The organism is Enterobacter chengduensis, assembly GCF_001984825.2.
Taxonomy (GTDB): Bacteria; Pseudomonadota; Gammaproteobacteria; order Enterobacterales; family Enterobacteriaceae; genus Enterobacter; species Enterobacter chengduensis.
The window spans coordinates 394,258-410,815 of record NZ_CP043318.1; the positions used below are offsets into that span (position 1 = coordinate 394,258).

9 protein-coding genes, 1 tRNA gene and 3 rRNA genes are annotated in these 16,558 nt (G+C 53.8%); 7 read left to right on the top strand and 6 right to left on the bottom strand.

The features are described 5' to 3' along the window. Positions 1-15: 15 nt before the first annotated feature. The 4 genes from phnD to FY206_RS01890 all read right to left on the bottom strand — a co-directional run bounded on the left by phnD (position 16) and on the right by FY206_RS01890 (position 2,918). A complete protein-coding gene (gene phnD, locus FY206_RS01875; protein ID WP_032644752.1) occupies positions 16-1,032 on the bottom strand; it encodes a phosphonate ABC transporter substrate-binding protein in 1,017 nt (338 codons plus the stop codon). 24 nt (positions 1,033-1,056) lie between these two features. Then, the gene (gene phnC / locus FY206_RS01880; protein WP_045890673.1) at positions 1,057-1,845 is read right to left on the bottom strand and encodes a phosphonate ABC transporter ATP-binding protein; all 789 of its coding nucleotides are present in this window, start codon (positions 1,843-1,845) and stop codon (positions 1,057-1,059) included. A 173-nt stretch (positions 1,846-2,018) separates the two neighbouring features. Continuing rightward, positions 2,019-2,462 carry a VOC family metalloprotein YjdN gene (gene yjdN / locus FY206_RS01885; RefSeq protein WP_032644753.1) on the bottom strand — a complete coding sequence of 148 codons (444 nt, stop codon included), beginning with the start codon at positions 2,460-2,462 and terminating at the stop codon, positions 2,019-2,021. A gap of 120 nt (positions 2,463-2,582) precedes the next feature. Then, on the bottom strand, positions 2,583-2,918 hold the full coding sequence (locus tag FY206_RS01890) for a zinc ribbon domain-containing protein YjdM (RefSeq protein WP_032644755.1): 336 nt from the start codon (positions 2,916-2,918) through the stop codon (positions 2,583-2,585). Positions 2,919-3,514: 596 nt separating this feature from the next. On the opposite strand from FY206_RS01890, the gene crfC reads away from it, so the two are divergent. Beyond that, positions 3,515-5,869 carry a clamp-binding protein CrfC gene (gene crfC, locus FY206_RS01895; protein WP_032644756.1) on the top strand — a complete coding sequence of 785 codons (2,355 nt, stop codon included), beginning with the start codon at positions 3,515-3,517 and terminating at the stop codon, positions 5,867-5,869. Then, positions 5,866-6,741, top strand: a complete 876-nt coding sequence (locus tag FY206_RS01900) for a diguanylate cyclase regulator RdcB family protein (protein WP_032644757.1) — start codon at positions 5,866-5,868, stop codon at positions 6,739-6,741. Before crfC ends, FY206_RS01900 begins: the two co-directional genes overlap by 4 nt. Before the next feature lie 62 nt (positions 6,742-6,803). Here the strand turns inward: FY206_RS01900 and kdgT are convergent, their stop codons facing one another. Continuing rightward, the gene (gene kdgT / locus FY206_RS01905; protein ID WP_032644758.1) at positions 6,804-7,796 is read right to left on the bottom strand and encodes a 2-keto-3-deoxygluconate transporter; all 993 of its coding nucleotides are present in this window, start codon (positions 7,794-7,796) and stop codon (positions 6,804-6,806) included. 647 nt (positions 7,797-8,443) lie between these two features. Between kdgT and proP the strand changes: the two genes are divergently transcribed. Continuing rightward, on the top strand, positions 8,444-9,946 hold the full coding sequence (gene proP / locus FY206_RS01910) for a glycine betaine/L-proline transporter ProP (RefSeq protein WP_032644759.1): 1,503 nt from the start codon (positions 8,444-8,446) through the stop codon (positions 9,944-9,946). A 42-nt stretch (positions 9,947-9,988) separates the two neighbouring features. On the opposite strand, the gene FY206_RS01915 is transcribed toward proP, so the two are convergent. Further along, positions 9,989-10,942, bottom strand: coding sequence for a nickel/cobalt transporter (locus FY206_RS01915; protein WP_032644760.1), 954 nt, complete (start codon positions 10,940-10,942; stop codon positions 9,989-9,991). Between the two features lie 496 nt (positions 10,943-11,438). On the opposite strand from FY206_RS01915, the gene FY206_RS01920 reads away from it, so the two are divergent. The 4 genes from FY206_RS01920 to rrf all read left to right on the top strand — a co-directional run bounded on the left by FY206_RS01920 (position 11,439) and on the right by rrf (position 16,418). Next, positions 11,439-12,980: ribosomal RNA gene (locus FY206_RS01920) — 16S ribosomal RNA — on the top strand. 85 nt (positions 12,981-13,065) lie between these two features. Beyond that, a tRNA-Glu gene (locus tag FY206_RS01925) sits at positions 13,066-13,141 on the top strand. A gap of 183 nt (positions 13,142-13,324) precedes the next feature. Next, a 23S ribosomal RNA gene (locus tag FY206_RS01930) occupies positions 13,325-16,229 on the top strand. Between the two features lie 73 nt (positions 16,230-16,302). Next, a 5S ribosomal RNA gene (gene rrf, locus FY206_RS01935) occupies positions 16,303-16,418 on the top strand. Together the 16S, 23S and 5S rRNA genes with 1 tRNA gene alongside form the textbook arrangement of a ribosomal RNA operon. The last annotated feature ends 140 nt before the right edge of the window (positions 16,419-16,558 follow it).

Below are 16,558 nucleotides of genomic sequence, written 5' to 3' on the forward strand. Positions count from 1 at the left end.
AGAGGGAGGAAAGAACTACTGCACCGCTTTATTCACGCTGGTCATGGCACCCAGCGCGGCGGTCAGGCGGTCGAGGTCTTCCAGCTGGGCCTGAATGGCGGCCACTTTGCTGGTCTTCTCCTCGTCCTTCAGCCCTTTGTTGTCCTTCACGCCCTGCATCTCTTTAAACAGCGCCAGCTGGCGAATCGGGACCAGCTGCAGGTCGCTTGACGGGCGGAACGGCGCCCAGCCCAGGCGTTCCAGAACCGCTTTCTCTTCCGGCGTTTTGCCGTAGGTCATAAAGAAGTCGTACACCTTGTCCTTGGTGCTTTCGGAGAGGTTTTTACGCCAGACGATCGGGTCGCCGGGGATCAGCGGAGACTTCCAGATAACCTTGATCTCCTTCAGCTTGTCCGGCGCTGAGGTTTTCAGCTTGTCGAGGTTCTCGGTATTGTTAGTGGCAACGTCCACCTGCTTGTTGGCCACGGCCAGGGCGTTGGTTTCGTGGCTGGCGTTTACGGTGCGCTTGAAGTCGCTGGCGGAGGCGTTATTTTTCGCGAAGACGTAGTAGCCAGGGACAAGGTAGCCGGAGGTGGAGTTCGGATCGCCGTTGCCGAAGGTCAGCTCTTTGCGTTTGGCGAGCATGTCGCTGAGGTTGTTGATCGGGCTGTCTTTGTTGACGATCAGCACGCTCCAGTAGCCCGGGGAGCCATCTGCCGCGACGGTCTGGGCAAAGACCTGGCCGTTGGCGCGGTCCACCGCTTCCATGGCCGAGAGGTTGCCGTACCAGGCGATGTCCACTTTATTGAAGCGCATCCCCTGGATGATGCCTGCGTAGTCCGGGGCGAAGAAGGCGTTCACTTTGATCCCCAGCTTGGTTTCCATATCTTTCAGGAACGGTTCCCACTGAGGCTTCAGGTTCTGCTGTGATTCCGTCGAAATAATGCCGAAGTTCAGCGCTTTTTCCTGCTCTTCCGCATACGCTGGGCTTAACAGGGTGCTGATGCTGAACATGCTGGTAAAGGCCAGCGCGGCAACGGCTTTGTAGCTCATGTACTTTCCTCGGATCGGGGTTAATTAAGCAGCCTGCGCGTTCTCTTCGACGCGGTTAATGCTGCGGTAGAGATGGTCAAACCTTTCGTTATCAAACTGATGGCTTGCGCCATCAAAGAACACGTGCCCCTGACGCAGGGCGACAATGCGTTCGCAGTAGCGCAGGGCGTAATCCACCTGATGCAGCGTAACCACCACGGTGATGCCGTCGTTCTGGTTTATGTCGCGCAGGGTTTCCATCACGATGCGGGCGGATTCCGGGTCGAGCGAGGCAATGGGTTCATCAGCGAGAATGATTTTCGCTTTCTGCATCAGCGCGCGCGCAATCGCCACGCGCTGCTGTTGTCCGCCGGACAGGGTGGACACGCGCTGGTGGGCGAAATGCGCCATGCCGACGCGGGTCAGCGCCCGTAAGGCTTCCTGCTTCTGGGAGGGGGAGAACCAGCGCAGACAGGTGCGCCAGAACGGGGTGCTGCCCAGCGCGCCAATCAGCACGTTATCCAGCACCGTGAGGCGGTTCACCAGGTTGAACTGCTGGAAGATGTAGCCCGTCTGGGCGCGGCTCTTGCGGATGTCGCTGGTGAGACGCCCCGCGCGCTGCACGGTATTGCCCAGCAGCTCGACGTGGCTTTCCGGCGTTTTATCGCAGGTGATTAGACCGCTCAAATGGCGCAGGAGGGTGGATTTACCCGAACCGGATGGCCCCAGCAGCGCCACCATTTCGCCCTGCTGGACGGTCAGATCAACGGCATGCAGAGCCTTGTTGTGATGGAAGGTCTTGCTCAGTTTCTCGACGCGGATGACGGTTTGCATGTGCTGGGCCTCACGATAAATGTGGCCTCATGCTGGCGCATCAATATGACATTTGGGTTAAGTCTGGGTTGCGGGAGTTTGAAGAGTTGAGGGGAGTTTGATGACAATCACCGTAGGCCCGGTCAGCGCAGCGCCACCGGGCGCTGTTGCCGGCTGCGCTGCGCTTATCCGGCCTACGACGTTTGGTGTTGCTTAACGACGTTAATCATCCACGGCACGCCGTATTTATCGGTGACTTTGCCGAAACCGTGCGCCCAGAAGGTTTCCTGCCAGGCCATTTCGATATTCCCGCCCGCGGCAAGGCTCTCAAACCAGCGCTTGCCTTCGGACACATCCTGGGTGTCGAGAACCAGCGTGAAACCCGCGTACTGCGCGTGGCTGCCGGGCGGCATCCCGTCGCTCATCATGATATCGCTGCCCGCAATGCGGACGTTGGAGTGAGCGATAGCCGAATCCGGAAATTGCATACCGGACGGACAGCCTTCTTCGCTGTTTTCGCTTTTTGGCATTTCGCCGAATGTGATTTTATAGAGAAGCTCTGCGCCGACGGCCTGCTGGTAGAAGGCGGTGGCCTCTGCGCAGTTGCCGGCAAACGAGATGTAGGGACTTAACGGCATAATCTTTACCTCACGTAAGAAATGCCCGTTAAGTTTAGCTGTTGTAGGCCCGGTAAGCGAAGCGCCACCGGGCGCTTTTGCCGGATGCGCTGCGCTTATCCGGCCTACAAAAAAGAGAAATCAGTTCTTTTTCACGAACTCAGATTTCAGCTTCATCGGACCGAAGCCGTCAATTTTGCAGTCGATATTATGATCGCCTTCAACCAGACGGATATTCTTCACTTTGGTGCCAATCTTCAGCATGGAAGAACTGCCTTTCACTTTCAGATCTTTAATCACGGTAACGCTGTCGCCGTCCGCCAGCAGATTGCCGTTGGCATCTTTGACGACAAGAGTATCAGCGTCGTGTGATGGTTCGGCATCATTCCATTCGTGAGCGCATTCCGGGCAGATGAACATGCCGTTATCTTCATAGGTGTATTCAGAATTGCATTTTGGGCAGTGTGGGAGTGACATATCGGTATCCTCAAAAGTGTTAACGCGCTGGAAAGTGCCAGCTAAATGACGGCAGCGTGCCGAAAAAGGCGGCAAGTATAGCGTAAATCCACACGTTTGTCGGTGACATTGTGAATTAAAAAAAAGGCGATAAGCGTATCGACAGTGACACTTCCTGTCAGTCAGTTAAGCCATGCTTACGTCATTAACACGGTGGAAAGAATGGATGCTAAATATATCGAATATTTTATTGCGGCAAATTGCTACGCTCCTCCATTTCGGATAAGGTGAAGCGACACATTGTTATTTATCTCCTGACTTTGCTGTCAGACATATCTTATGGCAGCGGCGTATTACCTCTCTTTTTAGGTGGGGTAAATAATGATGATATATCCTGAAGTTTCTTAAAAATGGGCTACGCTTTTTTCCTTTGGCTGTCAGGCCTGGAGGGGAGCTATACACGCCATGCAAGGATAGTGAATTATTTCTGATTATCTTCAATCAGTTATATTTCGGCGAACATGTTTTCCACACGTGATCATATAAGCCTGAACAACATAATTAAAACCAGTGGCTTAATAAAAGTAATAAATTTGCGTTAAGGAAAGGCTTTTATCATGCACACACAGACCATTTTTGAATTAAGCCAGGAAGCTGAGCGTTTGTTACAGCTCGCCCTGCAAAATCTTGATACGTTGAAATCAATGCCGACTGCAATGCTGGAGAGCACAGCGGCTGCCATTACGGGTGAAAAGAGCAACGTTTTACCTTTGCATTTTAGCGCGCGCGGTGTCGAAGCGCAGCAGGCGATGCTGAATAATGAATTACGCAAAATAACCCGGCTGGAAATGGTTCTGGCGATTGTGGGTACCATGAAAGCGGGGAAATCGACCACCATTAATGCAATTGTGGGTACCGAAGTGCTGCCGAACCGCAATCGTCCGATGACGGCGCTGCCTACCCTGATTCGCCATACGCCGGGACAGAAGGATCCGGTGCTGCATTTCTCCCATGCTTCGCCCATTGATGAATTGATTCAACTTCTGCAGAAAAAGCTGTGCGATTACGATCGCGGGAAGCTGGCCCATCGTCTGGAAATTGATAAAGACATGAATACGCTGCTGGAGCGCATTGAAAAAGGCGAAGCGTTTGAGAAACATCACCTGGGCGCGCAGCCGATATTTCATTGTCTGAAAAGCCTCAACGATCTGGTGAGGCTATCCCAGGCGTTAGGCGTGGCGTTTCCGTTCTCTGAATATGCGGCTATCGAGCATATCCCGGTGATTGAAGTGGAGTTTGTGCATCTCGCGGGGCTGGATGCGCATCTCGGTCAGCTGACGCTGCTCGATACGCCCGGGCCGAATGAGGCCGGACAGCCGCATCTGCAAAAAATGCTCAGCGAGCAGCTGTCCCGCGCGTCGGCGGTGCTGGCCGTGATGGATTATACCCAGCTTAAATCCATCTCCGATGAAGAAGTTCGCCAGGCCATTTCCGCGGCGGGAAAATCAGTGCCGCTGTATGCGCTGGTCAACAAATTCGATCAGAAAGATCGCAATAGCGACGATGAAGAGCAGGTCCGGGCGATGATCTCCGGCACGTTAATGAAAGGCAATATTTCGCCAGGCCAGATCTACCCCGTGTCGTCCATGTGGGCGTATCTGGCGAACCGTGCTCGCTACGAGATGAATGCCCGCGGACGACTGCCGGATCATCAGGAGCAGCCCTGGGTGCAGGATTTTGCCGAAGCTGCCCTTGGGCGTCGCTGGCGTACGGCGGACCTGGAGGATATCGACCATCTTCGTCACTCCGCCGATTTGCTCTGGGAAGATTCGCTATTCGAACAGCCCATACGCAAATTGATCCACGCCGCCTATGCCAATGCCTCGCTCTACGCGCTACGTTCGGCCTCGCACAAGCTACTTAACTACGCACAAAATGCGCGGGAGTACCTCGACTTCCGCTATCAGGGGCTGACGGTGGCCTTTGAGGCGCTGGAAATGAATATCGCACGTCTGGAAGAGGACATGGCGCTTCTGCAGACGCGTCAGACCGCGGTGAGCGATGAGGTGAAACATGAAGTTGAGGAGGCGCTGAACGCCACCGCGGACTTTATGGGGGCCCAGAAAGCCGCGCTTAATCAGGCCATTGACCAGGTGTTCAGCGCTCAGCACCTTCTTGATGTGGCAGGTATCGATCGGCAAACCCCTCACGATGATGGGCCGCACGAGCTGAAGCAGCTGGTTCTGGACGATGAAGGGCAGGCGCAGATCGCGCTGAATAAAATCCGCTCCTCCTGCGAGCGCGTGATGCTGGAGGCACAGACGAAGATCTGCCGGGAGCTGGCGTTACGCTTCGATCAGCTGGAGTCTACGCTGGCGCGCTCCCTGAACGAAGCCATGCGCCCCATCGAAACGCGTATTAAAGCGCATCTGAGCCACGCGGGTTTTCGGGCGCGGATCAGTTTCCCGGCGTTTCAGGCGAGCCAGCTTAACTTCAATACGCGGGCGCTGTTTAACGATGCGATAGCGCAGGATGACAGTCAGGCCGTTCGGCCATCAGGCGGGAGCAGTATGCGAGAAACGGTCTCTCGCTGGCTCAATAATCCGGGCTGGGGCTGGGATGAGTATGTGGAAACGCGCACGCGCTATGTTATCGACATTGCGCAGTTGCATGACAAATTTAAGCAACATATTGAGCAGTTTTGTGAACAAATAGGTAAAGCTTTGTCCGCGCAGGTCGATGTCTCTGTTACGGCAGGAATGGCAACGTTCTTTGCAGAATTTTCGTTGTGCCTGACCGGGTTACAGGAAAGCTTGCGTGATAGCCTCGCAGTGCGTCAACAGAATGAGCATTCAACCCGAGCGCTCTGTCAGCTGTTGAAGCAAAGCATTACTACTGCGACGTGGATACAGGAAGATACCCGACTGTTACGCGATGATATTCAAACTCTATTCGCGGCAGAGCAACCATGACAACACCACTACTGGACGGCCCCGGGCGAACGCTCGAATGTATTAATCCAAAATTTATGGTCGATCTGGTGCAGGGGGTAGACGCGTCGCGTCAACCTCATATGGGACCACAGCAGCTTCAGTTTCGTGAACGCCTGACGCAGGAAATCATGACGCATACCCGGTTACGCCCCTGGGCGATGGCGGGTATGCTCAACGAGAATGCAGCGCTGCGCCTGGGGCTGGCGGAAAAATTGGCCGGCATGCTTGACCCGGGGCATCTCGCGCTGAGGCTGATGGCAGAGAAACTGATTGCTTTGCGCCAGCAAACGCATCCTCGCGCCCAGCAGTCCCCCGGGCTGATGCAGCAGTACGCTGAACTCGCTTCTCATTTTACCCAGCGCGCTGCCTGGAAAGAAAAGGCGCTGACCCAGCGCGGGCTGACGGTGCAGGCGGGCGAGCATAGCGAGCAGATTTTTACCCGCTGGCGGGCGGGGCATTATGATGGCTGGTCGCTGGCCGGGCGCTGTTTTATCGTCCTGGAAGAGCTGCGCTGGGGGGCATTCGGTGATGCATGCCGCCTGGCGAATGAAGATGTGTCCGCAATGCTTAAGGATAACCTGCGCAGCATGGCGGCTAACTATCTGGCGCAGGGCATCAATGCGTCACCCACGACCCGCCATTTCTATCATCAGTGGCTAACAACGCCAGCTTCTCCGGGATTAATCGATCATAAAGACATGCTGGGCTGGCTGGGGGACTGGTGTCAGGCGGACAAACATCCGTTGAGCTGGTCAGTGACGCAAAACTGGCAGACCGTCGCGCTGGGGATGCCGAGGCTCTGCTCGGCAAAACGGCTGGTGGACGGGATGGTGGAAGAGATTTTTGGGTGAACCCTTGCCCCTCACCCTAACCCTCTCCCCGGAGGGGAGAGGGGATGGTTTGGTGCGGTTTGTTAATGATTCATTTCTATTGGTTTCGGTTCTGGCAGGGTCTCTTGCATATTCCCGTAGCGTTTCGCATACAGCGCCGTGATGATGGGGACCAGAATCGCGGTGACAATTACGCTGGCGGCAACCAGTGCCGTTGCAGAAGCGGCTACCGGTTCGAAGGCCGGGTTAATCTGAGCAATAATCACCGGGTTTGCGACGGCAGCACCTGCGGCTGAAGAGGCGGCGACGCCCGCCGTGCCGTTTCCTCCGCCAATCACGCGGTCGGCAATAATCAGCGGGATACCGGTGATGATGATGACCGCAACGCCCAGCACAATACCCAACAGGCCCGTATCAAGGATCACGTTCAGGTTGATGGTGTTGCCCAGCGCAAAGCCAAAGAACGGGATGAGCACCGGCGTGGCTTTGCTGAAGAAATCACGCAGATCGCGATCGAGATTTCCGAGGGCGAAACCGATCAGGAAGGGCAGGATTGCGCCAACAAAGTGGTGGGGTTCAAACGACGCCAGGCCAGCAGACCCGAGAATAAGCATCGTCATCAGCGGGCCGGATTCCAGAGACATCAGCACAAATGCGCCGGACTCTTCCTTCGTTCCGTACTGGTTCATCAGGCTGGCGTACAGCCCGCCGTTGGTCATATCCATCGCCGAGACAATCGCCAGCACCGATAAACCCGCGAAGAACCCCGTCTGAATTCCATTCTCCGGAATGAACATCGCACATATCATGGCGACAACCCAGGCAACCGCTATTTTGGTTATGACCAGCGTGCCGGATTTTCGTAATACGGTACCCGTTGCCCGCAAATTAATGGATGCGCCGATACAAAAAAACCAGACGGCAAGAATGGGAACCGTGCCGGTTATCATGCCTTTAGTGAAACCCCCAAAATAAGCTCCGGTCTCCGGAGCAAGCGTATTCAGGATCGCCCCCAGTACCAGCGGAACCAGCATCATACCGCCCGGTATGCGTTCTATCGTCGCTTTAATCTTCATAAACAAACCTCACATCGGATCCCGCAGGATGGGTGATAGGTGCTAAAAATTAGTCAATAAATTCAATTGTTTGCTCTTATTGCCTGTGGTGTTTTTTGATAACCCTGCAGCATAATTAAATGAGTGCTTTCGATTAAGCTCTTTCGAAAACACATAAAACGCTGTATTCGGATTTATCATGCGATCATTGGAATATTGATTCAATGAAAATAAAACATTGTTTTAGTTATCTTTGTCACATATTCAATGTAAACATTGAGGCCGGTTTCTGTGGATTGAAATTTATGTAAACCTGGTGTGAATTAACGTGGTTTGTTTTTTTGTTAGGGAAGAAATAATGACGCACGTGAGGATGTTATTTAGGTGGGATAAGGAAGTGCCTATTTGCGCTTCTTGACAAAAAATGGACTGTGCTGACCAGATGTCGAAATATGTGTGAAGTTGATCACAAATATAAACGCTGGTAGGGTAAAAAGGTCATTAACTGCCCGGGCAGGCGTCAACAGGTTCGGTTGTATCGACGGGAATCGTCAATGTAAGTAAACCTGCTACGCTTGAATAAGGCGATTCGCATGGAGCGAATGCCATGGTTCACAGTACGCACGCTGGACTGTGAAACAGACAGGGCCGAGTCAACGAGGATAGCTATGCTGAGAAGGAAAAAGGTTAAACCCATCACGCTTCGCGACGTCACCATTATTGATGATGCAAAACTGCGTAAAGCCATTACCGCAGCGTCGCTCGGTAATGCGATGGAGTGGTTCGATTTTGGTGTCTACGGCTTTGTGGCCTATGCGTTAGGTAAAGTATTTTTCCCCGGGGCCGATCCCAGCCTGCAGATGATTGCCGCACTGGGTACGTTCTCCGTTCCCTTCCTGATTCGCCCGCTGGGCGGTCTGTTCTTCGGTATGCTTGGCGATAAATATGGTCGTCAGAAGATTCTGGCTATTACCATCGTCATTATGTCGATCAGTACATTCTGTATCGGTCTTATACCGTCTTATGCCACCATCGGCATTTGGGCACCCATTCTGCTGCTGATCTGTAAGATGGCGCAGGGCTTCTCCGTGGGCGGTGAATATACCGGCGCCTCGATCTTTGTTGCCGAGTATTCCCCCGACCGTAAGCGCGGTTTTATGGGGAGCTGGCTGGACTTTGGCTCCATTGCCGGGTTTGTCCTGGGCGCGGGTGTGGTGGTGCTGATTTCAACCGTCGTGGGCGAAGAGAACTTCCTCGACTGGGGCTGGCGTATCCCGTTCTTCCTGGCCTTGCCGCTGGGGATCATTGGTCTCTACCTGCGTCATGCGCTTGAAGAGACGCCTGCGTTCCAGCAGCACGTCGATAAGCTGGAGCAGGGTGACCGTGAAGGGCTGCAGGATGGTCCGAAGGTTTCGTTCAAAGAGATTGCCACTAAGCACTGGCGCAGCCTGCTGACCTGTATTGGTCTGGTGATTTCGACCAACGTGACCTACTACATGCTGTTGACCTACATGCCGAGCTATCTGTCGCATAACCTGCACTACTCGGAAGATCACGGTGTGCTGATTATTATCGCCATCATGGTCGGTATGCTGTTTGTACAGCCGATTATGGGCCTGCTGAGCGACCGCTTTGGCCGTCGACCGTTCATTATCCTGGGGAGCGTTGCGCTGTTTGCCCTGGCAATTCCGGCTTTCATCCTGATTAACAGCGACGTGCTGGGGCTGATTTTTGCCGGTCTGCTGATGCTGGCGGTGATCCTTAACTGCTTTATCGGGGTGATGGCCTCAACGTTACCCGCGATGTTCCCGACCCACATTCGCTACAGCGCGCTGGCCGCGGCCTTCAACATCTCGGTGCTGATTGCCGGTCTGACCCCGACGCTGGCCGCTTCTCTGGTAGAGAGTACCCAGAACCTGATGATGCCGGCTTATTATCTGATGGTGATCGCGGTGATTGGTTTGATTACCGGTATTACCATGAAGGAGACGGCGAATCGTCCTCTCAAAGGCGCAACGCCTGCGGCGTCGGATATCCAGGAAGCGAAAGAGATCCTGCGTGAGCACTACGATAACGTAGAGCAGAAGATTGAGGATATCGACGCAGAGATTGAAGAGCTGCAGAAAAAACGCTCCCGACTGGTGGACCAGCATCCACGCATTAACGAGTAAACGCGTTATAAAGAAAACCCGCCAATGGCGGGTTTTCTTTTATTAGCATCCGGCAGCGATGTAGTCGCCGTTGGCGCTGATGGGGATCACCGTCAGGAACAGCACCGTTGCGAACAGGATCAGGACTATCCCTCCGGCTAGTTTGACTGCCGGCACGAGCCATCTTAATGAGGCGCTTTCTCCGAACCATGCCACCGTGCGCTCGCGGGCGTAACGTACCACCAGCGAAAGCCCCATAATAGACAGCGCGGTGCCCAAAGACATGGTCATGACCGCGGCCATCCCCCAGGTGACAATCCCCAGCGCATTCGAAAACATCAGAATCATGATCGCCCCGCTGCACGGCCGTGCGCCAATCGCCAGAATGACGCCCAGGCGCGTCTTCCAGTCACCTTCCGTCAGGTTTACTCCCACGCCATGATGGCCGCATCCACAGCGTTCATCATGATGATGTAGCGGCTTAATGGCGGAAATCGTCAACCTGCGCGGGCGCAGGCTCTTCAGCGCCTGATAAATGACGAATGCGCCGAAGGCGCCGATAAGCACTGCGCTTATCTTCTCTACATACCAGCGGCTGGTACTGATATCGCCTGAGGCGAGGTTGAACCCCACTGCCAGAATGAAGACGAATAGAATGGCGCTCACGCCCTGCATCAGGCTTCCCAGGAAGGGGACGACCCGGGCGGCCAGCTCGCTTTCCTTATTGGTGGTCAGATAGGTCGTCACGATGAATTTTCCATGACCGGGTCCGATAGCGTGAAGGACGCCATAAAGGAAAGCGCCCGTTAACAGCCATAGTCCGCCGCTGTACTGGTGATTATTAAGCTGCAGCAGATACATCACCAGATAACGGTGCAGCGTAATTTGCGTGGCAAGACACCACTGAATAAAAGCGTTCCAGTGCGCATGTAGGGTAAAACCGGCAAAGAGAATTGCCAGCAGCATCAGCCCAGCGGTAGGGAGACGCCAGTCACGGGTGAGGCGTTGTGTAGTCATGAAGAAGGGCCTGCACAGAGGAGAATATTTGCCGCTAGTATAGTTGATCTTCCTGCTCAATTCGTGAGATCGCACTGCGATCCGTTCCTGATTGTGGATAACTTTGTGCATAAATGGGTATAAGGCGAGGTTTTGCTGTGGAATGCAGCAGTCAGTCATTTTTCTGTCATTTAGCGGTTGCGGCCCGCTGAGAACTCCCTATAATGCGCCTCCATCGACACGGCGGATGTGAATCACTTCACAAACAGCCGGTTCGGTTGAAGAGAAAAAATCCTGAAATAACGGGTTGACTCTGAAAGAGGAAAGCGTAATATACGCCACCTCGCAACGGTGAGCGAAAGCCGCGTTGCACTGCTCTTTAACAATTTATCAGACAATCTGTGTGGGCACTCAAAGTGACATGGATTCTTAATGTCTTCGGACAATAAATGAATACCAAGTCTCTGAGTGAACATACGTAATTCATTACGAAGTTTAATTCACGAGCATCAAACTTAAATTGAAGAGTTTGATCATGGCTCAGATTGAACGCTGGCGGCAGGCCTAACACATGCAAGTCGAGCGGTAGCACAGAGGAGCTTGCTCCTCGGGTGACGAGCGGCGGACGGGTGAGTAATGTCTGGGAAACTGCCTGATGGAGGGGGATAACTACTGGAAACGGTAGCTAATACCGCATAACGTCGCAAGACCAAAGAGGGGGACCTTCGGGCCTCTTGCCATCAGATGTGCCCAGATGGGATTAGCTAGTAGGTGGGGTAACGGCTCACCTAGGCGACGATCCCTAGCTGGTCTGAGAGGATGACCAGCCACACTGGAACTGAGACACGGTCCAGACTCCTACGGGAGGCAGCAGTGGGGAATATTGCACAATGGGCGCAAGCCTGATGCAGCCATGCCGCGTGTATGAAGAAGGCCTTCGGGTTGTAAAGTACTTTCAGCGGGGAGGAAGGTGTTGAGGCTAATAACCTCAGCAATTGACGTTACCCGCAGAAGAAGCACCGGCTAACTCCGTGCCAGCAGCCGCGGTAATACGGAGGGTGCAAGCGTTAATCGGAATTACTGGGCGTAAAGCGCACGCAGGCGGTCTGTCAAGTCGGATGTGAAATCCCCGGGCTCAACCTGGGAACTGCATTCGAAACTGGCAGGCTAGAGTCTTGTAGAGGGGGGTAGAATTCCAGGTGTAGCGGTGAAATGCGTAGAGATCTGGAGGAATACCGGTGGCGAAGGCGGCCCCCTGGACAAAGACTGACGCTCAGGTGCGAAAGCGTGGGGAGCAAACAGGATTAGATACCCTGGTAGTCCACGCCGTAAACGATGTCGACTTGGAGGTTGTGCCCTTGAGGCGTGGCTTCCGGAGCTAACGCGTTAAGTCGACCGCCTGGGGAGTACGGCCGCAAGGTTAAAACTCAAATGAATTGACGGGGGCCCGCACAAGCGGTGGAGCATGTGGTTTAATTCGATGCAACGCGAAGAACCTTACCTACTCTTGACATCCAGAGAACTTTCCAGAGATGGATTGGTGCCTTCGGGAACTCTGAGACAGGTGCTGCATGGCTGTCGTCAGCTCGTGTTGTGAAATGTTGGGTTAAGTCCCGCAACGAGCGCAACCCTTATCCTTTGTTGCCAGCGGTTAGGCCGGGAACTCAAAGGAGACTGCCAGTGATAAACTGGAGGAAGGTGGGGATGACGTCAAGTCATCATGGCCCTTACGAGTAGGGCTACACACGTGCTACAATGGCGCATACAAAGAGAAGCGACCTCGCGAGAGCAAGCGGACCTCATAAAGTGCGTCGTAGTCCGGATTGGAGTCTGCAACTCGACTCCATGAAGTCGGAATCGCTAGTAATCGTAGATCAGAATGCTACGGTGAATACGTTCCCGGGCCTTGTACACACCGCCCGTCACACCATGGGAGTGGGTTGCAAAAGAAGTAGGTAGCTTAACCTTCGGGAGGGCGCTTACCACTTTGTGATTCATGACTGGGGTGAAGTCGTAACAAGGTAACCGTAGGGGAACCTGCGGTTGGATCACCTCCTTACCTTAAAGAACCTGCCTTTGCAGTGCTCACACAGATTGTCTGATGAAAAGTAAATAGCAAGGCGTCTTGCGATTGAGACTTCAGTGTCCCCTTCGTCTAGAGGCCCAGGACACCGCCCTTTCACGGCGGTAACAGGGGTTCGAATCCCCTAGGGGACGCCACTTGCTGGTTCGTGAGTGAAAGTCACCTGCCGTCATATCTCAAAACAGACTTACGAGTCTTGTTTGAGATATTTGCTCTTTAAAAATCTGGATCAAGCTGAAAATTGAAACGACACACATTTTATGTGTGTTCGAGTCTCTCAAATTTTCGCAATCATGAAGTGAAACATCTTCGGGTTGTGAGGTTAAGCGACTAAGCGTACACGGTGGATGCCCTGGCAGTCAGAGGCGATGAAGGACGTGCTAATCTGCGAAAAGCGCCGGCGAGGTGATATGAACCTTTGACCCGGCGATGTCCGAATGGGGAAACCCAGTGTGTTCCGACACACTATCGTTAACTGAATACATAGGTTAACGAGGCGAACCGGGGGAACTGAAACATCTAAGTACCCCGAGGAAAAGAAATCAACCGAGATTCCCCCAGTAGCGGCGAGCGAACGGGGAGCAGCCCAGAGTCTGAATCAGCTTGTGTGTTAGTGGAAGCGTCTGGAAAGTCGCACGGTACAGGGTGACAGTCCCGTACACGAAAGCACACAGGTTGTGAACTCGAAGAGTAGGGCGGGACACGTGGTATCCTGTCTGAATATGGGGGGACCATCCTCCAAGGCTAAATACTCCTGACTGACCGATAGTGAACCAGTACCGTGAGGGAAAGGCGAAAAGAACCCCGGCGAGGGGAGTGAAAAAGAACCTGAAACCGTGTACGTACAAGCAGTGGGAGCACCTTCGTGGTGTGACTGCGTACCTTTTGTATAATGGGTCAGCGACTTATATTCTGTAGCAAGGTTAACCGTATAGGGGAGCCGAAGGGAAACCGAGTCTTAACTGGGCGTTAAGTTGCAGGGTATAGACCCGAAACCCGGTGATCTAGCCATGGGCAGGTTGAAGGTTGGGTAACACTAACTGGAGGACCGAACCGACTAATGTTGAAAAATTAGCGGATGACTTGTGGCTGGGGGTGAAAGGCCAATCAAACCGGGAGATAGCTGGTTCTCCCCGAAAGCTATTTAGGTAGCGCCTCGTGAACTCATCTTCGGGGGTAGAGCACTGTTTCGGCTAGGGGGCCATCCCGGCTTACCAACCCGATGCAAACTACGAATACCGAAGAATGTTATCACGGGAGACACACGGCGGGTGCTAACGTCCGTCGTGAAGAGGGAAACAACCCAGACCGCCAGCTAAGGTCCCAAAGTCATGGTTAAGTGGGAAACGATGTGGGAAGGCACAGACAGCCAGGATGTTGGCTTAGAAGCAGCCATCATTTAAAGAAAGCGTAATAGCTCACTGGTCGAGTCGGCCTGCGCGGAAGATGTAACGGGGCTAAACCATGCACCGAAGCTGCGGCAGCGACGCTTATGCGTTGTTGGGTAGGGGAGCGTTCTGTAAGCCGTTGAAGGTGGCCTGTGAGGGTTGCTGGAGGTATCAGAAGTGCGAATGCTGACATAAGTAACGATAAAGCGGGTGAAAAGCCCGCTCGCCGGAAGACCAAGGGTTCCTGTCCAACGTTAATCGGGGCAGGGTGAGTCGACCCCTAAGGCGAGGCCGAAAGGCGTAGTCGATGGGAAACAGGTTAATATTCCTGTACTTGGTGTTGCTGCGAAGGGGGGACGGAGAAGGCTATGTTAGCCGGGCGACGGTTGTCCCGGTTTAAGCATGTAGGCGGAGGTTCCAGGTAAATCCGGTACCTTTTAACGCTGAGGTGTGATGACGAGGCACTACGGTGCTGAAGTAACAAATGCCCTGCTTCCAGGAAAAGCCTCTAAGCATCAGGTAACACGAAATCGTACCCCAAACCGACACAGGTGGTCAGGTAGAGAATACCAAGGCGCTTGAGAGAACTCGGGTGAAGGAACTAGGCAAAATGGTGCCGTAACTTCGGGAGAAGGCACGCTGATATGTAGGTGAAGCCCCTGCGGGTGGAGCTGAAATCAGTCGAAGATACCAGCTGGCTGCAACTGTTTATTAAAAACACAGCACTGTGCAAACACGAAAGTGGACGTATACGGTGTGACGCCTGCCCGGTGCCGGAAGGTTAATTGATGGGGTTAGCGGCAACGCGAAGCTCTTGATCGAAGCCCCGGTAAACGGCGGCCGTAACTATAACGGTCCTAAGGTAGCGAAATTCCTTGTCGGGTAAGTTCCGACCTGCACGAATGGCGTAATGATGGCCAGGCTGTCTCCACCCGAGACTCAGTGAAATTGAACTCGCTGTGAAGATGCAGTGTACCCGCGGCAAGACGGAAAGACCCCGTGAACCTTTACTATAGCTTGACACTGAACACTGGTCCTTGATGTGTAGGATAGGTGGGAGGCTTTGAAGCGTGGACGCCAGTCTGCGTGGAGCCGTCCTTGAAATACCACCCTTTAATGGCTGGTGTTCTAACGTAGACCCGTGATCCGGGTTGCGGACAGTGTCTGGTGGGTAGTTTGACTGGGGCGGTCTCCTCCCAAAGAGTAACGGAGGAGCACGAAGGTTAGCTAATCCTGGTCGGACATCAGGAGGTTAGTGCAATGGCATAAGCTAGCTTGACTGCGAGAGTGACGGCTCGAGCAGGTGCGAAAGCAGGTCATAGTGATCCGGTGGTTCTGAATGGAAGGGCCATCGCTCAACGGATAAAAGGTACTCCGGGGATAACAGGCTGATACCGCCCAAGAGTTCATATCGACGGCGGTGTTTGGCACCTCGATGTCGGCTCATCACATCCTGGGGCTGAAGTAGGTCCCAAGGGTATGGCTGTTCGCCATTTAAAGTGGTACGCGAGCTGGGTTTAGAACGTCGTGAGACAGTTCGGTCCCTATCTGCCGTGGGCGCTGGAGAATTGAGGGGGGCTGCTCCTAGTACGAGAGGACCGGAGTGGACGCATCACTGGTGTTCGGGTTGTCATGCCAATGGCACTGCCCGGTAGCTAAATGCGGAAAAGATAAGTGCTGAAAGCATCTAAGCACGAAACTTGCCCCGAGATGAGTTCTCCCTGACCCTTTAAGGGTCCTGAAGGAACGTTGAAGACGACGACGTTGATAGGTCGGGTGTGTAAGCGCAGCGATGCGTTGAGCTAACCGATACTAATGAACCGTGAGGCTTAACCTTACAACGCCGAAGCTGTTTCGGCGGTGAGACAGACAATCAGATTTCAGCTTTGATACAGATTAAACAGAATTTGCCTGGCGGCTTTAGCGCGGTGGTCCCACCTGACCCCATGCCGAACTCAGAAGTGAAACGCCGTAGCGCCGATGGTAGTGTGGGGTCTCCCCATGTGAGAGTAGGGAACTGCCAGGCATCAAATAAGAAGAACCCCGTACCGTAAGGTGCGGGGTTTTTTGCTTTTGTGCGCAGAAAAAGCCCAGTGGCGCTGCGCTTACCGGGCCAACCCAACCCAACCCAACCCAACCCGCAGGCCGGGTGGCGGTGACCTGCTC